Here is a 17,790-nt window from a genome sequence, read left to right as displayed (position 1 = left end):
GCTTCGCTGTTGTAGTTATCTAGTCATCTATATGAATTTGAGCGAAGTATCATTCCGTTACAGATGCTCGTCAAGGTCCGCCGTGCGCCGTCCGGCAGCTAGCGTTCGCCATCCATTTGTGGAACGTCGATGACGTGTTCCTACATACCTTGCATGGATTTCCCTCGCTGTCCGTCCGGAACGCCGGACCTGCTCGGCAGAAATGGCCCATTGGCCGATGCCAACGGGGCTGTTTACGTGACCCACTCATTGATAGATGGATCACACCCTCATGCACCTGTATTACACCCATAACCTCAACGGCATCTTGAGCGACGAAATTGAACTCTACTCGGCCTCCGATCGGGGCTGCCGAACAGCCGTGCACCATGGGCTGATGTACTGCACTTACCTGGATGAAGAACTCGGCAACGTTAAAGTCATCAGTAAGCGCGGCGCACTGGGTTGGGATTTTGTAGACGGAGTCGACGCTGTCAGCAGTATCGTGCCTGCACTGGTGAGCCATAACGACGGGTTGTACCTGATCTACGCGAACAACAAGCAGCACATGAAAGTGTGCCGTTACAATGAAGTCTCGAAACGCTTTGTCGCTGTTCCTCGCCTGTTCGGCGACCTCTCGGAAACACCGACTTTCGCTGCGCTCAACGGCGTCATGCATATGTTCTGCACAGTGCCCGACAGCGAAAACATCTTCCGTAAGTCGTCATCGGACATGATGGAATGGACACGCTCCTCGATCGTCCCCACCGGCAGCGACGGCCCGGCGATGACCCACCTGAGCCCGGTAGCGATCACCTATCAAAACATGATTCACCTGTTCTACCGGGACCGGAGAGACCGACGCTTCTGGATGATGAAATACGACGGCTTCAAATGGAGCCGGCGCGTGCTTTTGATCGACCAGGCGTATGAGCATTCGCCCGGCATCACGATTCATAACGGCCTACTCAAGCTGATATTTGCCGGAAACACCGGCGCGCTGGAACTGTACGGCTATGACGGCAACGCGATCAGCCCGCCCGCGTTGAGCCATTCCTTGACCTGCAGCACGGCCAGCCCTTCGGCTGCCTCGCATAACGGCGAACTCAATGTCGTGTTCTCTCGATAAACGACAGGCATTCACTGATAACCCTTTAGTGCGAGATCCAGCATGCCGATTCGCTCAACTATCCGCGATTACATCGATCAACACTTATTGACGCTTGACGGGTTCAATTCCTTTGAAACTCAGCTTGAAGTGGTGATCACCGACATTGTCCAGTTAGCTTCGTCCAGTCCGGAAGACGCTCGCCACAACGCGGCCTACCTGACCTACACCTTGTCCTTCCACTACATGCGCAGCGCCAACGAGCCAATGCAATGCCAGCTCGCGCAGACACTCACCTCGCTGTTCAGTCGGCTTTATAACGACGCGGGTTTCATCAGCCTGATCAGCCGTGTCCGCCCCCAAGGCACGTTCCCGGTACTGCTCAGTTTTTATCACCTGCATCACAGCTTCATCATGAACGGCCTGCGTGCGCCCCACGGGCCGATGGCACTGGACCACGCCGATGCGTTGCGGATGCTGCAGATCATCGTCGGTGCAGCTTACGGACCGTGGATGTCGCGCATTCAGCTGCAAGGGGCGTTGAGGGATTATCACCACGCGCGGGTGATCAACGACGCTCAGGGCACACGCATCGAGGTGGGTCGTTCGTCCACGGGTACGCCCAGAACCCTGAGCCTGGCCACGTGGAACATGCAAGGTTCGTCCGAAGCCACCGACACCAAATGGCGCACGTTCGTACTGGCGCTGGCCCGAGAAAATGCCATCGTCATGCTTCAAGAGGCCGGGCAGCCGCCCGCATCAGCGGCTCACGTCGCAGACCACTTCCCACAGGACCAGTTCGGCAATACGCTCAGGGTCAGTCACTACCTGTGGCAAGCAGGCAGTACCACACGCGGCGAGCAATATCAGATCTTCTTTCTCGACGTTCAGCGGCTGCGGGTGAATCTGGCCATCCTCGTCGCCAGTGGCAGCGACATCGAAGCCGTCAGCCCGGTTGTCGTTTCCGACGGTTTGCCCACGGCGAACGACGCCCCCTCCTACCGACCGGCGCTCGGCGTCGAAATCCGTTGGCGAAACGCACCAAGGCACACCGTTACCGCCTTTAACTTCCACGCCATTTCCAACGGGGGCTCGAACGCGCCGCGCATGCTCAGGGAGGTCAGTTGGCACACGCCGACGCGTTTCGTGATGGCAGGCGACTTCAACAGAGACCCGCGGCCCACGACGGCGCAAGGCAACTGGATTTCGCCGCCCGAGCTTGCCCAACTGGCCCTGCCGGCGTCGGAGACCCACCCCAGTACGCAGCCCGCCTCCATGCTGGATTACGCGGTCAGCAACGGAACGATCGATCCGGTGGCCACGGGACGCGTGAGCGCAGCAGGCCCGTCCGACCATCTGGCCGCCAGTTTCGAGTTCAGCTTCCCCCTGTGATATCCACCGCATAGGGCGTGCCCGGCACCGTTGCCGGCGCGCCCACCCTGGCTGCTCACGCCACCTTGTGCTTGGCCCGCACCCGGGCGATGTGCTCCACCAGGTACTGCGCATCCCGCGCCACGCCCGAGAAACGGCCGGAACCCCAGGTGTATAGCCACGGCAAGCCGAGGAAATACAAGCCCGGCTGCGTCGTGACCCCACGCACATGGCCCGGATGGCCACGGCCATTGAATACAGGCGCATCGACCCAGCTGAAATCCGGGGTGAAACCGATGCACCAGATGATGCTGGTGATGCCCGCTTCGCTCAGGCTCAATTGCGCCTGTTCCTGCGAGGGGGCCCAAACCGGCGCGTAGCGCTCGCCCGCCGGCGCCTCGATGCCCTGCTCGGCAATGTACGCGTCGATGGAGGCATTGATGCGGTTGTAGACGGCGTCGGCCTTGTCGAGGCTGTCGGCCAGGTTCGTCGAAAACTGCAGCACATCGCCTACCAGTCCGTCCAGCCGACCGAACAACGCCATCCCTTCCAGTGCGAATTTGCGCAGATCGATGTCCCGGCCGCCATCGCGACCGGTGACGTAATGGTTGGTGTTGTCCCGCACCCCCTCGCGCAAAGGATGGGTATCCACGCCGATCTGGTAATAGCCCATCTCGGCGAGCCAATCGACCACGTCCTTGCCACGGTAGAAGCGTGCGCATCGCGGGGCGTCGCCCACGGCCAGGTACACCTTGCGACCGGCCAGATGAAGGTCCTCGGCGATCTGCGCCCCGGACTGCCCGGAGCCGACCACCAGGACATTGCCCTCCGGCAGCGCCTGCGGATTGCGGTACTGCTCGGAGTGAATCTGCGTGATGCCTGCCGGCAGGCGCTCGGCCAGACGCGGAATGATCGGCGTGTGATAGCCACCCGAGGCGCAGATCACCTGATCGGCGGTGAAGTCCCCATGGGACGTCTGCACGTCGAAGCCTCCCGCTGGCCGAGGGGTCACGCGCTTGACCGCTACCCCTTCGCGAACCGGCGCATTGACCGCCCTGACGAAGCCTGCGAGGTAATCATTGATCTGGTCTTTCTTCATGAAGCCGTGAGGGTCCTGCCCACCGTGCTCTTCGCTGTACCGGTAGCCGGGCAGCGCGCATTGCCAGTTGGGAGTGACCAGGCTGAACGCATCCCAGCGCTGGTCGCGCCAGGTGTGGGTGACGCTGTGCTTTTCCAGCACCAGATGGTCGACATTCTGCTGCTGCAGGTAATAGCTGGCCGACAGGCCGGCCTGCCCGCCGCCAACGATAATCACGCTGTGGTGCGGCGTTTTGAGGGGGGTGATCGAGCTGGGCATGGTCATGGCTCCAAAGAATATGTGGTTGAAATGAAGGACAGAGGAACCGGGTTTAATCAAAAAGAACTCCACCCGGCCCCAGTCACTCGGCCACCGCCTTCTGTCCTCATGCTGAGCACCTCCACCGCCCCGTCCTCCTGCACCTGTGCCTGGCCTTTAAGCATGCCGAGGGTGTCCATCGCCGAGCTGCAGTAAAAGCCTTTGACTTGTTTCACCCGCTCCGACGCGTTGTTCAACCCACCTTCCACACGCTGGAGAAAATCGGCCAACGGGTAGCTGGCGCCTTCTTGCAGATGGTCGTAGATCACGGTCGAGGGCGAATAGCACGCGGCCTCTTTGCCATTGGGCCAGCGAATCCTGAAGTTGACGGCGGGCATGTCAGTGCTCCTTGTGTACGAACAACGGTGAAAGATCGAGGTGGGCGTAGCTGAAGCCGGTGAACGGCTGCTCGTGGAGGTTCCAGAAGACACGGCGCTGCAGGCCGTGCTGGACACTCAATTCGGCGCTGTCGGTGACCTGACCGATGCGTTCGCAGCGCAGGCCCTCGAAGGCGAACGCGGCCTGAACGTTGGGCCAATCGGCCTCGTTCAGGGTCATGAGAAAGCCGTAACTGGGGAACACCTGAAGCCAGCGCAACAGGTCGCCGTCGGCTGGGCAAGGCAGGCGCAGAAGGTCGACGTCGGCCCCGCAGCCGGTGGTTTCAAGCAGCATCAGCAGACTGCCCAGTACCCCCGCGTTACTGATGTCCTTGGCCGCCTGCAGCCATTGCGCCTCTGCCAGCCGCGGCAGCACTTCGAGCTTGCTGCGCAGGCGTTCTGCGGGTACGCCTTCGAAGGCTTTCCAGTACGTGCTGTCGGCGTGCCAGACGCCTTCGAGGTCGACGGCCATGGCGATGACTTGCCCCGGCTTGACGTGCAAGGTCGACAGCAATCGGCTGGCGGTCCCGGTGATCGCCACCGCCAATGCGGCCGGGTGATTGGCCGCCAGGCTGGTGTGCCCGCCCGCGAGGATCAGCCCGTAGGCGTCGCACGCCGCGCGAATACCGGCAAGGATGGCGTGCGACTGCGCCTGATCGTGGTGCCAGTAAGCGTTGACCACCGCCGTGGGCCGACCGCCCATGGCAGTGATGTCGCTGACGTTGGCCATCACCGCCGACCAGCCTGCGAACCAGGGCGCGGCGCTGACGAAACCGGGCAACATGCCTTCGATGGCCAGCAGTTGAAACTGGTCGCCGCAGGCAATCGCCGCGGTGTCGTCGCCGGGCAACGCGTACAGCGCTTCACGGCTCAAAGGTTGGTCAACCGCGGCCATCGCCTGCGCAGGCTGCTGGATCGCCTGTTTGGACGCCATGGCCGGCGTGTGGCGGAGGGTGTCGAGCAGTGCGCCGAGGTCGATGAGCTCAGCCATGACGCGCCCCCTTCAATGGCTGCAGCGAGACCTGACGCGGCATCAACGGGTAACTCGCCAGGTCTGCCTGCATCAGGCAGTGAGGCTGGCCGAGCACGTCCAGTCGGTCGAGGGTCCGCCAGTGCAAGCCATGGAAGTACGCCTCATTGGGCGCTTGAACGGTGGCACGAAAGGTTTCGCAGCCCAGTTCCTTGGCCCGCGACACCGCCTCGTTGACCAACGCCTTGCCGATCATGCTGTGCCGTCGGTAAGCCTGGGCGACACACAGTCGACCGCCAAACCAGAGGCTCGGCACCGTCTCCTCCGAGGACGGATAAATGCGCACGGCACCGACCACTTGATCGGCCATTCCGCAGTTGCCGGCCAAGGCGACGATGGCAATCGCCTGGAAGTCGTGGCTGTCCTTGTCGTGCGCCAGCAATTGCTGCTCATCGGAAAACACCGCACGGCGCAGTGCGAAGTAGGCCTGCTTCTCCCAGTTTTCCGTGGCGGGCTTGACCACCAGTTCGCCGGCACGAAAGGGTTCGAACGTGCTGTCGACGAGGGCAAAGGCCAGATTGTTCATGATGCGTCTCCCGTGGAATGAATACCGCCTGCAGAAGCGCGCTTCTACAAAAAGCGATGGGTCGCGCCTTTATTCATGATGTTTCAACGCCGAACACGCCCCGCACTTCGCACAGCCTGCGTTGATGTTGTCCGAGTGCAATCCGTGGCGGCGCAGGCTGGCCCCGATCTGCGGGTAGAGACGGGCCATCATGGCGCTGTCGGGTTTGGGGTGATGGGCCAGCGGCGTGCCGTCGATGGGCACGAAAGGCACCACGAAGGGGTAGACGCCCAGGGCACTCAGGCGCTCGCTCATGTCGGTGATCGCCTCTTCGCTGTCACCCAGGCCCGCCAGGATGTAGGTGCTGACCTGGCCGCGCCCGAACACCTCGACCGCCGCCTCGAACGCCTCGAAATACCGGCTCAGCGGCACCTCGGCCTTGCCAGGCATGATCCGCTGGCGCACCTCTTCGGTGACGGCTTCCAAGTGCATGCCCAGCGATACCACGCCACTGTCGGCCAGCCGCTGGAACCAGCGGTCGTCATCCGGCGGCTCGCATTGGGCCTGGATCGGCAGGTCCACCGCAGCCGTCACGGCGGCCGCCGACTCGCAGAGAATCGCAGCACCGCGATCCGGGGTCTGGGGGGTGCCGGTGGTCATGACCATGTGCTTCACCCCGTCCAACTCGACGGCCGCCTTGGCCACTTCGGCCAGTTGCTGCGGGCGCTTGCGGGCAATGGTCTTGCCCGCCGCCAGCGACTGGCCGATGGCGCAGAACTGGCAGGACGTGCTGCGATCATTGAACCGAATGCAGTGCTGCAACACCGTGGTGGCCAGCACATCGGCGCTGTGCAAGGTGGCGATTTTCCAGTAGGGAATGCCGTCAGCGGTGCTGCGGCTGTAGAAGTTGGGCACCCCCGGCATCTTCACCTGGCCTACTTGCACGCCCTCGCGGAAGATCAGCGCCAGGCTGCCATCGGCGCTGGGTTGCGCCTGATAGGGAGAATTCTGCGAGGCTTGATTGAGGATGGGCACCATCATGGTCCGTCCCTCGACCGTCAGCGCCTTATGGTCCGATGGCCCGGCACCGCCCTTGCGCGACAGGCCGTTCTGGGCGGCCGGCCAGCGGACGCCATGGCATTGCAGCTCGGCGAGCAATTCACTGGTCTGCATGATCGAGCTCCTCGCGGGCAGGCATCATGGGGTGCGCATGGCGCTCGTGCAGCTTGGCGGTGGGGGTGCGGTCGATCAGCAGGCTGAGCAATTCGGGACGGCTGTAATGCCCCACTGAATCCATCATGCGCTTGCGTTTGTCGATGAGTTTCAAATCGAGATCGGCGATGACCCAGCCCTCCCCCTTGCGCAACGGCTCGCCCAGCAGCCTGCCTTCCGGCGAGACGATCGCAGTGAAACAGCCGCCGGATATCGGACCCAACGCGCAGCCGGTGTCCTGCATGATCTGGCCCTGCTGATCGGCATCGAGCCAGGCGGTGGCGTTGACCACGAAGCAGCCGGATTCCAGCGCGTGATGGCGAATGGTGACCTCGATCTGTTCGGCGAAGATGTCCCCAACCAGGGAGCCGGGGAACATCGCGACGTGGATTTGCTCGCCATCGGCCATCAGCGCGTAGCGCGCCAGCGGGTTGTAATGCTCCCAGCAGGCCAGCGATCCAATGCGCCCGACGGCGCTGTCCACGGCACGCAGGCCAGCGCCGTCGCCCTGCCCCCAGACCATGCGTTCGTGATAGGTGGGGGTGATCTTGCGTCGGTGTTGAATCAAGCTGCCGTCCGCGTCGAACAACAGCTGGGCGTTGTAGATCGTGCCGCCTTCGCGCTCGTTCACGCCCACTGAGGCGACAATGCCCGCCTCTCGGCACGCCTCGCCAATCTGGCGGGTGACATCGGAAGGCACGGTGACGGATTGCTCCAGCAGCTGCAGGTGCTCCTTGCCCATGGCGAACGGCGGCTGGACGAAGGAAAAATAGGGGTAATACGGCACCACGGTTTCGGGGAAGACCGCGAACTGCACCCCCTCGCGGCCCAATTCGAGCAGGGTACGGCACAGTTTGGCGACGGTGGCTTCGCGGGAGTACAGCACAGGGCTGAACTGAACGGCGGCGGCGCGGATGGTGGTCATGTCAGGTATTTCCTGCGGCTCTCGGATTTGTGTTGATCGTTCCCACGGTCCCCGTGGGAACGCCGCTCCAGGCGCTCTGCGCCGGCACAACGGACGCGGAGCGTCCCGGGATGCGTTCCCATGCGGAGCGTGGGAACGATCATCAGCGCATTACGCCGTCCAGGTATCGATGATCATCGCGCCTTCGCGACGCATCAGCAGGCGCAGGTCCATCACGTCCAGCGGGTTGATTGGGCGGATGCCTTCGATCAGCGCTTTCTCGGTCTGGCCATACAGCGCCTGGAGAGCAAAACGGCAGGCGTAGACCTCGCCCCCTTCAGCCATGAACGCTTTGATCTGGTTGTTCACGGCCAAGTGGCCCGGAAAGGCCTCGGCGCCGAGGGTCGGGAAGCCGCGCTGGACACCCAGTTGCACGCCCGGTCCGTAGAGCAGCACTTTGGTTTCGAAACCCTTGCGCAGCAGGCGCTTGGCCTGGAGCATGTTGACCAGCCCGATCGACCCTTCGAAGGCGATGGTGTGGAAGGTCAGCAAGGCTTTTTCGCCCGGTTCGGCTTTGACGTCCTCGAACACCTTCTCTTCGTAATTGACCAGAAAGTCGCCGTCTTGATAGTGGTTGATGTCTACGCTTGGCATGTCGTCGCTCCGTTCTCAGGGTGTGTCGGTGGTCTGTTTCGATCACCGGGTGACACCCTGACCACAGCGAACGCCGTGCCAGAAAAATCCGCCGTTCGAGCGAGCGGCCTAACCTGTTGATTTCGCAGACAATCGCGATCTGATCCGGTTAATTGGGCGCCTACTGATGCTTTTCGCTGGCTACGCAATCCCGTAGAACTACGATTATTCGTACCGCCCAACCACGAGATTTCGTAGTCATGAACGAACCGGATTCGCTGATTGGCTGGGCCGACCTGGCCTATTCCTCGCGGCACATGGTGTTCGAGCATTGCGCCGAGGCCATCGCCCTGCTCGACCCTTTCGCTGACCACTTCGGCGACCTGAACATTGCCGCCTGCAAGCTGATGGGTCATCCGCGCCAGGCGTTGCTGGAAATGCCGGTCAGCAAACTGTTCGGGCACCAATTGGCGGACCTGATCGTGTTTACCCAGGCGGTGATGGACAAGGGTCGCGGCTGGACGGATGACTTGAGCTGCAACATCAAGACCGGCGAACGCATCGAGCTGGAAATTTCCGCGACCACGCTGCAGGTCAAGGGCAAGCCACAGCTGATTCTGGTGATGCGCGAAGCGAGCCAGCAGCGCTACCAACAGGACCAGGCCCACACGGAGCGCACGATGCGTGGCGGGCTGATCGAATGGCGCAACATCCTCAACCTGTTTCAGGAGTCCGAACGCGACAACCAGTTGCTGCTCAGTTCCGTGGGCGACGGTATTTACGCCATCGACAGCCAGGGGCTGGCGACCTTCGTCAATCCGGCTGGCGCGCGCATGCTCGGCTGGGAAGTCAAAGACATGATCGGCAAGAACATCCACCGTATTCACCACCACAGCCACGAGGACGGCAGCCACTATCCGGTGGAAGACTGCCCCATCTACAAGGCCGTACACGATGGCGTGGTGCATGAGGGCCGGCAGGAAGTGTTCTGGCGGCGGGACGGCAGTTTCTTTCCGGTCGAGTTCACCAGCACGCCGGTGATCTCCGACGGTCGCATTGCCGGGGCGGTGGTGGTGTTTCGCGACATCACCGAGCGCCGCACCACCGAGGCCCGGCTGCAAACCGCGCTGGAAGAGCTCAAGGTCCTCAAACAGCGGCTGGAGGACCAGAACGCCTACCTGCAAGAAGAAATCCACATCGAGCACAACTTCCGCGAGATCGTGGGCCAGAGCGCACCGATCCTGAAGATCATCAAACAGATCGACGTGGTCGCCCCCACCGACGCCAGCGTGCTGATCAACGGAGAGTCGGGCACGGGTAAAGAACTGATCGCCCGCGCCATTCATCAGGCCAGCCGGCGCAGCGCGCATCCGCTGATCCGGGTCAACTGTGCTGCGATTCCCACCGAGCTGTTCGAGAGCGAATTTTTCGGCCACATCCGGGGCGCCTTCACCGGTGCGGTCAGGGACCGTGTCGGGCGCTTCGAGCTGGCCGATGGCGGCACGCTGTTCCTTGACGAGATCGGCGAAATACCGCTGGAGTTGCAGAGCAAGCTGCTCAGGGTGTTGCAGGAGGGCCAGTTCGAACGTGTCGGCGAGGAACGCACGCGCAAAGTAGACGTGCGGATCATCGCCGCCACCAACCGGGATCTTCGGCAAGAAGTGGGGGCCAGGCATTTCCGCGAAGACCTGTATTTCCGCCTCAACGTGTTCCCTATTCAGTCGCCAGCCCTGCGCGACCGCCCGATGGACATCGCCCCGCTGGCCGCGCATTTTCTCAAGCAAGTGAGCAAACGCCTGAATATGCCAGGCAGGCGACTGCGCAACAGCGATATCGAACGGCTGCAGAACTACTCCTGGCCGGGCAATATCCGCGAGTTGCAGAACGTGATCGAACGGGGGTTGATCACCTCGACCGGTGCCGACCTGAACCTGGATTTGCCGGACGAACCCAAGGCCGTCAGCCCGTCAGCGAGCGCCCCCCTGCCCTCGGGCGGCTTTTTGACGGAATCGCAAATGCACGAGTTGGAACGCAGCAACCTGCAGGCTGCCTTGCAGGCAGCCAACGGCAAACTGTTCGGCAAAGGGGGCGCGGCGGAGTTGTTGGGGGTCAAGCCGACGACACTGGCCTCGCGCCTGAAGCGCCTGGGGATGGAATGGCGTTGAACGCATCGTTGAATCGCTCAGCAAGGATGCGCCCGCTTAAACGAGCTCTCTTGGACCACAGCGTTAAGTACCGAGCTCCGCCATCAGCCCGGCGGGATGGTGGCCAGCAGGCCGATGGAGATCGTCAGCGCCAGAAAGCCCAGAAGAAACAGCGTCATCTTGCCCATGAAAATCACCTCTCGATGTGCGCGATACAGACGCGTTCATGGCGCCCGTTCGCGTGGGTCGGTCCCATTATCGTGACCGGGGATGACGGTAATTGTGGGGGCTGGATCTGTTTCAATACAGCGCCAGATAGTCGATAAAAATACAGATCAGATGAGTCCGACCGAGGCTTTCATTAAAAACAAGGCTGACTCCATCGCCAGCCCCGATGACAGCTCAAAGCGAGGAACGCTGCACGTTCACCCAAGCCTGGACACTGGGCCGGAGCCACTGACGACGGGCGTATTGCCCCAAGGACTCAGGCATCTCGTCGCCGTTGAGCAGCAACCGGTTCAGCATCACTGCCAACTCCACATCAGCGATCGACCAGTCGCCGAACAGATGCTGACGCCCGTCTGCCAACAAGGCCTGCGCGGCATGGATCAGCTTGGCCTTGGCCGCCTGACCCTCGGGGGACAATGGCCCGGCTGCCTGTGCGTAGAAAATCACCAGCGTCGAGCGTTCTTCTCGAATGGGCATCAGGTCGCTGCGCAACCAGGCCTGGATTTGCCGTGCCCGGGCCTTGTCTTCAAGCCCCCGAGGCAGGACCGGCACACTTGGAAAACACTCGTCGAGGTACTCAATGATCGCCGACGACTCCGAGAGCGCAAATTCGCCGTGCACCAGCGTAGGCACACGCTGGGTGAGCGACAGTTCGGCGTAGCTCCGGGCCGATTGCTCTTGGGCGCCGAGGTTGACCTTGATCAGTTCGAAGTCGATTGCCTTTTCTGTCAGCGTCACGAACACCGACATCGCATAGGGACTGGTGAATCGGGCATCGACGTACAGGCGCAGCGGGGCATCGTTCACGGCATGAACTCCATATCCAGGGGAACCGCCACGCTACGAGAATGCACGGCGCAAGGGAAATTCGGCTTTTTCATGGGGGCATTCCCGACGGGAATGCGGCGCGCTCATGCCAGTATTGCTTGTAGCCTGGGTCGGGCAAAGTCCAGAAAACAGCGCATCTTCAACGGCATTTGGCCTCGCGAGGCATGCAACAGGTGAATGGGCGATGGATCGAGTTCGAAGGGCTCAAGCAACGGTTCCAGTTGGCCGGCCTGGATCGCCTCAAGCACTTGATAACGCATCAGGTTTACCACGCCGACCCCACGAATCGCGGCCTGCACGGCGGCCTCAGCAGTGGACACCGCCAGTCGCGGTGAAACCGGAATGTCGACCACACCCCCAGCGTCCGGTGAGCGAAACTGCCAACCCGGCGTCGGCACGGGCATGACGACGCGGACGATCGGAAACCTGCGCAAATCGTCAGGGACCGTCGGTACGCCATGGGTCGCCAGCAGGTGCGGGCTGGCACACACCATTGAACGCATCGGGCCGACATAGGTGGCGTACAGCGCGCTGTCAGGCAGTTTGCCGATGCGCACCGCCATATCGACGTGCTCGTCGATCAGGTGCATGTTGTGATCGACCAACAGCAACCGCACGTTGATTTCGGGGTACAGCGTCAGGAAGTCCGTGACCACTGGCAGCACATGCAAACGGCCAAAGAACACAGGCGCAGTGATCACCAGTTCGCCTTTGGGGGTTTGAAACTCTCCCGCGGCTTCCCGTTCCGCGTCGTCCACCTGCTCGAGTATCCGCCGCGCCGCCGCGACATAGGCCACGCCAGCATCGGTCAATGTCAGCTTGCGGGTCCCGCGAATCAGTAAGCGGGTCCCCAATCGAGCCTCCAGCTCGGTGATTTTCCGGCTGAGCGTGGGCAGCGGCACATGCATTACCCGCCCGGCCGCCGAGAGGCTGCCGTTGTCGATGGCTGCTACGAGCATCGCCATTGATTCGAAGCGATCCATTCATCCTTCCATTTTCTGGTAAGTCGGTTCCCAAGATTAAGGGATTCTGCTGATTCCTGGAAAGCTGCAACATGGCCCTCAACGAGTCACCAACGGCTCCATCCATAACGCGGCTTGGGCCGCACAGCCAATTGCAGGAGTACCGCCATGAAACTGAATCGCTTGCTGGCCTCCACCACGCTCACCGTCGCCATGCTGACCGGCGCCAGTGCCCAGGCCGCCCCCCAACCCTCGCCGCAGCCGAAGGTGAGCCATCACTTTGTGGAGGTGCAAGGCGTGAAGATCTTTTATCGCGAGGCTGGCGACCCTGCCAAACCGACGGTGTTGCTGATGCACGGCTTTCCAACGTCGTCCTTCATGTACCGCGAGCTGATTCCCAAACTGGCGGACCGTTACCACGTGGTGGCCCCCGACATGCCAGGGTTCGGCTTTTCGGACAGCCCGGATCGCGCGCACTACGCCTACACCTTCGATAACCTGGCCAAAACCATGGACGGCTTCACCGAAGCACTCTCCCTGAAGCGATACGCCCTCGAAGTGTTCGACTACGGCGCACCGGTCGGCTGGCGCATGGCGGTTGCGCACCCTGAGCGCATCAGCGCCATCATCAGCCAGAACGGCAACGCCTACGAAGAGGGCCTGAGCAGCGGCTGGAGCCCGATTCAACGCTACTGGAACGATCCGAGCCAGGCCAATCGCGATGCGCTGCGCGACTTCCTCAGCGCGCCCTCGATCAAATGGCAATACACCCAAGGCGTCAAAGACCCGGACCGCGTCGCCCCCGAGGCCTACACCCTGGATGCCGCTTTCGTGGCCCGGCCAGGGAACGATGAAATCCAGCTGGACCTGTTCAAGGACTACGCCAACAACGTGAAACGCTACCCCGAGTTCCAGGCGTATTTCCGCAAGCACCAGCCACCGTTGCTGGCGGTGTGGGGCGAGCACGATCCGTTCTTCCTGCCGCCGGGCGCCACCGCGTTCAAGCGTGACATCGCCAAGGCACAGGTCTATTTCTACGACACCGGCCACTTTGCGCTGGAGACCCATGTCGACGAAATCGGCGATCAGATCCATCGTTTCCTGGACGCCAACGTCACGCCGTAACGGGGTGTCCTGCGTCTGATCAGCGCCTACGAAAACGCCTCCGAACGGAGGCGTTTTCATTGGCGTCACACTCAAAGCGCGATCAGCGCAGATCGAAACGGTCCAGGTTCATCACTTTGGTCCAGGCCGCGACGAAATCCTTCACGAATTTGCCGTGGGCATCATCGCTGCCGTACACCTCAGAAATGGCCCGCAACTGGGCATGTGAGCCGAAGACCAGGTCGACCCGCGTGCCCGTCCATTTCACTTCGCCAGTCGTGCGATCACGTCCCTCGAAGGTATCGTTGCTCGCCGAAACAGGTTTCCATTCCACGCCCATGTCCAGCAAATGCTTGAAGAAGTCGTTGGTCAGCACCCCGGGCCGTGAGGTGAAGACGCCGTGTGTGCTTTGGTCCACATTGGCACCCAGCACTCGCAGGCCACCCAGCAGCACCGTCATCTCGGGCGCTGTGAGGGTCAACAACTGCGCTTTGTCCACCAACAGCTTCTCGGCGGACACGTTGTACTTGCCCTTGAGGTAATTGCGGAACCCATCGGCAATCGGCTCCAGAAACCCGAAGGATTCCACATCGGTCTGCGCTTGCGAGGCGTCCACCCGGCCTGGCGCGAACGGCACGGTCACCTGTTGACCGGCCGCCTGGGCCGCCTGCTCGACCGCCGCGTTGCCGGCGATCACAACCAAATCAGCGAGGGACAGGTGCTTGCCCTGCCCGCCGTTGAACTCGCCCTGAATCCGCTCCAAGGTTTGCAACACGCTCGCCAGTTGCGCAGGCTGATTGACCGGCCAGTCCTTTTGCGGCGCCAGACGCAGCCGCCCGCCGTTGGCCCCACCCCGCTTGTCCGAACCACGGAAGGTCGAGGCCGCTGCCCAGGCCGTGGACACCAGTTGAGAAACGCTGAGTCCCGATGCCAATACCTTTTCTTTCAGGGCCGTGACGTCGCTGTCGTCCAACGACGGACCCTGCGGCGCGGGCAGCGGGTCCTGCCAGAGCAGTTCTTCGGTGGGTGTTTCCGGACCGAGATAACGGGCCAACGGGCCCATGTCGCGATGCGTGAGCTTGAACCAGGCGCGGGCGAACGCATCGGCCAGTTGGTCGGGGTTCTCCTTGAAGCGACGGGCAATCTTTTCGTAGGCCGGATCGAAACGCAGCGCCAGATCCGACGTCAGCATGCGCGGCTCCTGCCGCTTGTTCGGATCATGGGCGTGGGGCACGGTGTTCGCGCCACGGCCGTCCTTGGGCCGCCACTGATGAGCGCCTGCCGGGCTTTTGGTCAGCTCCCAGTCGAAATCGAAGAGGTTCTCCAGGTACTGGTTGCTCCATTTTGTCGGGGTTGACGTCCACGTGACTTCCAGGCCGCTGGTGATCGTGTCGCCCCCTTTGCCGGTGCCGAACTTATTGCGCCAGCCAAAACCCTGCTCCTCCAGCCCCGCCGCCTCCGGCTCCGGCCCGACATTGTCCGCCGGGCCCGCGCCGTGGGTCTTACCGAACGCATGGCCGCCGGCGATCAACGCAACGGTTTCCTCGTCGTTCATCGCCATGCGGCCGAAGGTTTCGCGAATATCGATGGCCGACTTGACCGGATCCGGGTGGCCATCAGGGCCTTCCGGGTTGACGTAAATCAAGCCCATCTGCACCGCAGCGAGCGGCTTTTCCAGATTCCGATCACCCGCGGTGCGGCTCTGCTCTTCGCCGTGTTTAGCAGGCTCGGCAACCAGATCGCCCTGCCCCGGCTGCTCCATGTCCTTGTGCGCGCCGTAGCGCTCTTCGCCGCCAAGCCACGTGGTTTCCGAGCCCCAATAAACGTCCTGATCCGGTTCCCAGACGTCCGCGCGTCCCCCGGAAAACCCGAACGTCTTGAAGCCCATGGACTCGAGCGCAACGTTCCCGGTGAGCACGATCAGGTCCGCCCAGGAAATCTTGTTGCCGTACTTTTGCTTCACCGGCCAGATCAACCGCCGCGCCTTGTCCAGGCTGACGTTGTCCGGCCAACTGTTGAGCGGGGCAAACCGCTGCTGTCCCGAACCCGCCCCGCCGCGCCCGTCCCCGGTGCGATAGGTCCCGGCACTGTGCCAGGCCATGCGGATGAACAGCGGCCCATAGTGACCGAAATCGGCAGGCCACCATGCCTGGGAGTCCGTCATGAGCGCCTGCAAATCGCGCTTGACCGCCGCAAAATCCAGGCTCTTGTACGCCTGCGCGTAATCAAAGCCCTCGCCCATTGGGTCTGAGAGCGAGGAATGCTGGTGAAGAATGTTCAGGTTCAACTGGTTCGGCCACCAGTCGCGGTTCGTGGTCCCACCGCCAGCAGCGTGGTTGAACGGGCACTTCGATTCATTAGCCATGATGATCTACCTTTGATCGGATCCACCCTCCCGTCGCCCCTGCAAAGCAGGCCGGGAACAGGCGACTGAGCACAGTCGCACAGGGTGCTTGTTGTTATCGCCTTATCAGGGTCAAGCGCAGCGGCTCGCGCCGACGCTAACTAGCGTAGTACTGATCGCGGAGAGATCTAATAGGCGGAGTGTTGGGGGGTGATAGAGGGGATCTTTCAGGGGATTTGGTTGCTGGGGATTGTGGGGGGTGACCTCCCTGCCGGCTGAGGGAGGGCCGCTTCAAAGGCGCTACGAGGTTCACCTGCACTGACTAGAACAGAGCGAACGCTACGCGCGGCCTCTACCACCGAACCCCTAATGATCATGGCCTTGGGAATACGCAGGTGTTTATGACAGAATTCCACTTGTAAGATTTTCCAAAACTTTTTATGGCCTTATCGGAAGAACCCCGCTTTAACCGATGTACCTGTGCCAATGTAGAGAAGGCGAAACTACGGCTGGCAGAATGTCAGACATACACCATATTCATCCAGAAGATTATCAGCAATTTCAAACTGAAACGCTCTCTCTGGAAAACTGCTTGATAAAGCGCACCCCCCAATATTTTGCGATCTGCTCAGCAAATAAATAACAAAGACGATAATTCTCTTTCGAGAGACCAACCTTGAACAAAGGTCGATCTGGTGCATCTGCCCACTTTGAAAAGAACTGATTTATTGAAAATAGATTTTTGTATCGTTCAACATCCCTACCCGAGCTGCTTTTTTTTCAATAGACCAGCTTCGGTTTCGACCAGCCCCTCTAAATGAAATTTTTGCGGATCGAATTGCTGGGCATTAGGCAGCCAAAAAACGTGATCATCCAACTCAATAAAATCGGGAGAAAGCAAACCCAGAACAGAAATTGCCTGCTCTAATGAAACAAGGTTACCTACATACGAAAAAAAACCCCTCAGAGCCAATATCCAAAACAAACAGACTCAAAGATTTTTTTGAGATATTTCCCTGATAACTTTTCATCGTTCAATCTTAAATCCTCGAGAACCGACTGCAGAACATTTCCCTCAAAAGCTTTTGTGTCATTTTCCTTTTTAGGAAAATACATTACATTCAGTGCTTGGATCCATTCGACGATCTTAATCCGTGAGCTAAATACTTCATATAGTACACGTCCCTCAGGACCATAGACAACCACATGCCCATTTCCAAAATTGGTGTAGGAGTTAGCTGTTTGCTTAGCAACTCTTTCCAGCAAGCAAAAAACAACACTAGCGTGACGCCAGCATCGAAAAGATTCTCCTAAATTTGGTAATCATCAAACTCCCAAATGAACACCTTTCCTAGTTGCATCGCGATGGTTTCCCAGCTATCTCCCTCGCAGCGACTCACATAATCATGAACAAATCCAACAATAGTTGAAAAGTCATATTCTCGAACCATTAATAAACCTCTCCCCCAACGAGCCTCCCACACTGTCTCTTCTAGCCACTTCGGCGTGCAGATAAAAAGCTCAAAATCATCTGTTCCTTGTGTACCATCAAGCCCAATCCGAATACGAAGACTCAAAGAAAAGTTATCAACACTCTCAGGCCTGTAAGTCTCAACATCAAAAATATCATTATAAATACCTTTTATAACAGCACGCATCACTCCT

Annotated in this window: 15 protein-coding genes; 4 read left to right on the top strand and 11 right to left on the bottom strand. The window is 60.5% G+C overall.

The features are described 5' to 3' along the window. Positions 1 to 271 precede the first annotated feature (271 nt). A complete protein-coding gene (locus DBP26_RS16530; RefSeq protein ID WP_108238600.1) occupies positions 272 to 1,108 on the top strand; it encodes a hypothetical protein in 837 nt (278 codons plus the stop codon). Between the two features lie 42 nt (positions 1,109 to 1,150). Further along, on the top strand, positions 1,151 to 2,479 hold the full coding sequence (locus tag DBP26_RS16525; RefSeq protein ID WP_108238599.1) for an endonuclease/exonuclease/phosphatase family protein: 1,329 nt from the start codon (positions 1,151 to 1,153) through the stop codon (positions 2,477 to 2,479). A 55-nt stretch (positions 2,480 to 2,534) separates the two neighbouring features. On the opposite strand, the gene DBP26_RS16520 is transcribed toward DBP26_RS16525, so the two are convergent. From DBP26_RS16520 to DBP26_RS16490, 7 genes are all read right to left on the bottom strand, one after another. Further along, entirely contained in the window at positions 2,535 to 3,815 is a 1,281-nt protein-coding gene (locus DBP26_RS16520) for an MSMEG_0569 family flavin-dependent oxidoreductase (protein ID WP_108238598.1), read from the bottom strand. 56 nt (positions 3,816 to 3,871) lie between these two features. Further along, a complete protein-coding gene (locus DBP26_RS16515) occupies positions 3,872 to 4,192 on the bottom strand; it encodes an MSMEG_0570 family nitrogen starvation response protein (protein ID WP_108238597.1) in 321 nt (106 codons plus the stop codon). Between the two features lies 1 nt (position 4,193). Continuing rightward, positions 4,194 to 5,222: a sll0787 family AIR synthase-like protein gene (locus DBP26_RS16510; RefSeq protein WP_108238596.1), complete on the bottom strand. Its 1,029-nt coding sequence runs from the start codon at positions 5,220 to 5,222 to the stop codon at positions 4,194 to 4,196. Further along, entirely contained in the window at positions 5,215 to 5,787 is a 573-nt protein-coding gene (locus DBP26_RS16505) for an MSMEG_0567/Sll0786 family nitrogen starvation N-acetyltransferase (protein ID WP_108238595.1), read from the bottom strand. Before DBP26_RS16505 ends, DBP26_RS16510 begins: the two co-directional genes overlap by 8 nt. A gap of 69 nt (positions 5,788 to 5,856) precedes the next feature. After that, positions 5,857 to 6,939 (bottom strand): MSMEG_0568 family radical SAM protein, encoded by a 1,083-nt coding sequence (locus DBP26_RS16500; RefSeq protein WP_108238594.1) that lies wholly within the window; start codon positions 6,937 to 6,939, stop codon positions 5,857 to 5,859. Beyond that, positions 6,926 to 7,903 carry a Nit6803 family nitrilase gene (locus DBP26_RS16495; protein WP_108238593.1) on the bottom strand — a complete coding sequence of 326 codons (978 nt, stop codon included), beginning with the start codon at positions 7,901 to 7,903 and terminating at the stop codon, positions 6,926 to 6,928. The genes DBP26_RS16500 and DBP26_RS16495 overlap by 14 nt, the downstream gene beginning before the upstream one ends. A 150-nt stretch (positions 7,904 to 8,053) precedes the next feature. After that, positions 8,054 to 8,536, bottom strand: coding sequence for an MSMEG_0572/Sll0783 family nitrogen starvation response protein (locus tag DBP26_RS16490; protein WP_062387355.1), 483 nt, complete (start codon positions 8,534 to 8,536; stop codon positions 8,054 to 8,056). 239 nt (positions 8,537 to 8,775) lie between these two features. Here DBP26_RS16490 and DBP26_RS16485 point away from each other — a divergent pair, with 239 nt between their 5' ends. Next, positions 8,776 to 10,680 carry a sigma 54-interacting transcriptional regulator gene (locus tag DBP26_RS16485; protein ID WP_108238592.1) on the top strand — a complete coding sequence of 635 codons (1,905 nt, stop codon included), beginning with the start codon at positions 8,776 to 8,778 and terminating at the stop codon, positions 10,678 to 10,680. Positions 10,681 to 11,061: 381 nt separating this feature from the next. On the opposite strand, the gene yfcF is transcribed toward DBP26_RS16485, so the two are convergent. Together yfcF and DBP26_RS16475 are read right to left on the bottom strand one after the other, a co-directional pair. After that, on the bottom strand, positions 11,062 to 11,694 hold the full coding sequence (gene yfcF, locus DBP26_RS16480; RefSeq protein ID WP_108238591.1) for a glutathione transferase: 633 nt from the start codon (positions 11,692 to 11,694) through the stop codon (positions 11,062 to 11,064). A 104-nt stretch (positions 11,695 to 11,798) separates the two neighbouring features. Then, positions 11,799 to 12,698 (bottom strand): LysR family transcriptional regulator, encoded by a 900-nt coding sequence (locus DBP26_RS16475; protein WP_108238590.1) that lies wholly within the window; start codon positions 12,696 to 12,698, stop codon positions 11,799 to 11,801. A gap of 147 nt (positions 12,699 to 12,845) precedes the next feature. On the opposite strand from DBP26_RS16475, the gene DBP26_RS16470 reads away from it, so the two are divergent. Beyond that, a complete protein-coding gene (locus DBP26_RS16470) occupies positions 12,846 to 13,802 on the top strand; it encodes an alpha/beta hydrolase (protein WP_108238589.1) in 957 nt (318 codons plus the stop codon). A gap of 82 nt (positions 13,803 to 13,884) precedes the next feature. On the opposite strand, the gene katG is transcribed toward DBP26_RS16470, so the two are convergent. Further along, complete coding sequence (gene katG / locus DBP26_RS16465; protein WP_108238588.1) at positions 13,885 to 16,146, bottom strand: catalase/peroxidase HPI; 2,262 nt, start codon at positions 16,144 to 16,146, stop codon at positions 13,885 to 13,887. A gap of 1,289 nt (positions 16,147 to 17,435) precedes the next feature. After that, positions 17,436 to 17,783 carry an immunity 8 family protein gene (locus DBP26_RS16450; protein WP_108238587.1) on the bottom strand — a complete coding sequence of 116 codons (348 nt, stop codon included), beginning with the start codon at positions 17,781 to 17,783 and terminating at the stop codon, positions 17,436 to 17,438. Positions 17,784 to 17,790 lie beyond the last annotated feature (7 nt).

The organism is Pseudomonas sp. RIT409 (assembly GCF_003052515.2).
Taxonomy (GTDB): domain Bacteria; phylum Pseudomonadota; class Gammaproteobacteria; order Pseudomonadales; family Pseudomonadaceae; genus Aquipseudomonas.
This window is presented reverse-complemented; position numbering and strand designations above follow the sequence as displayed.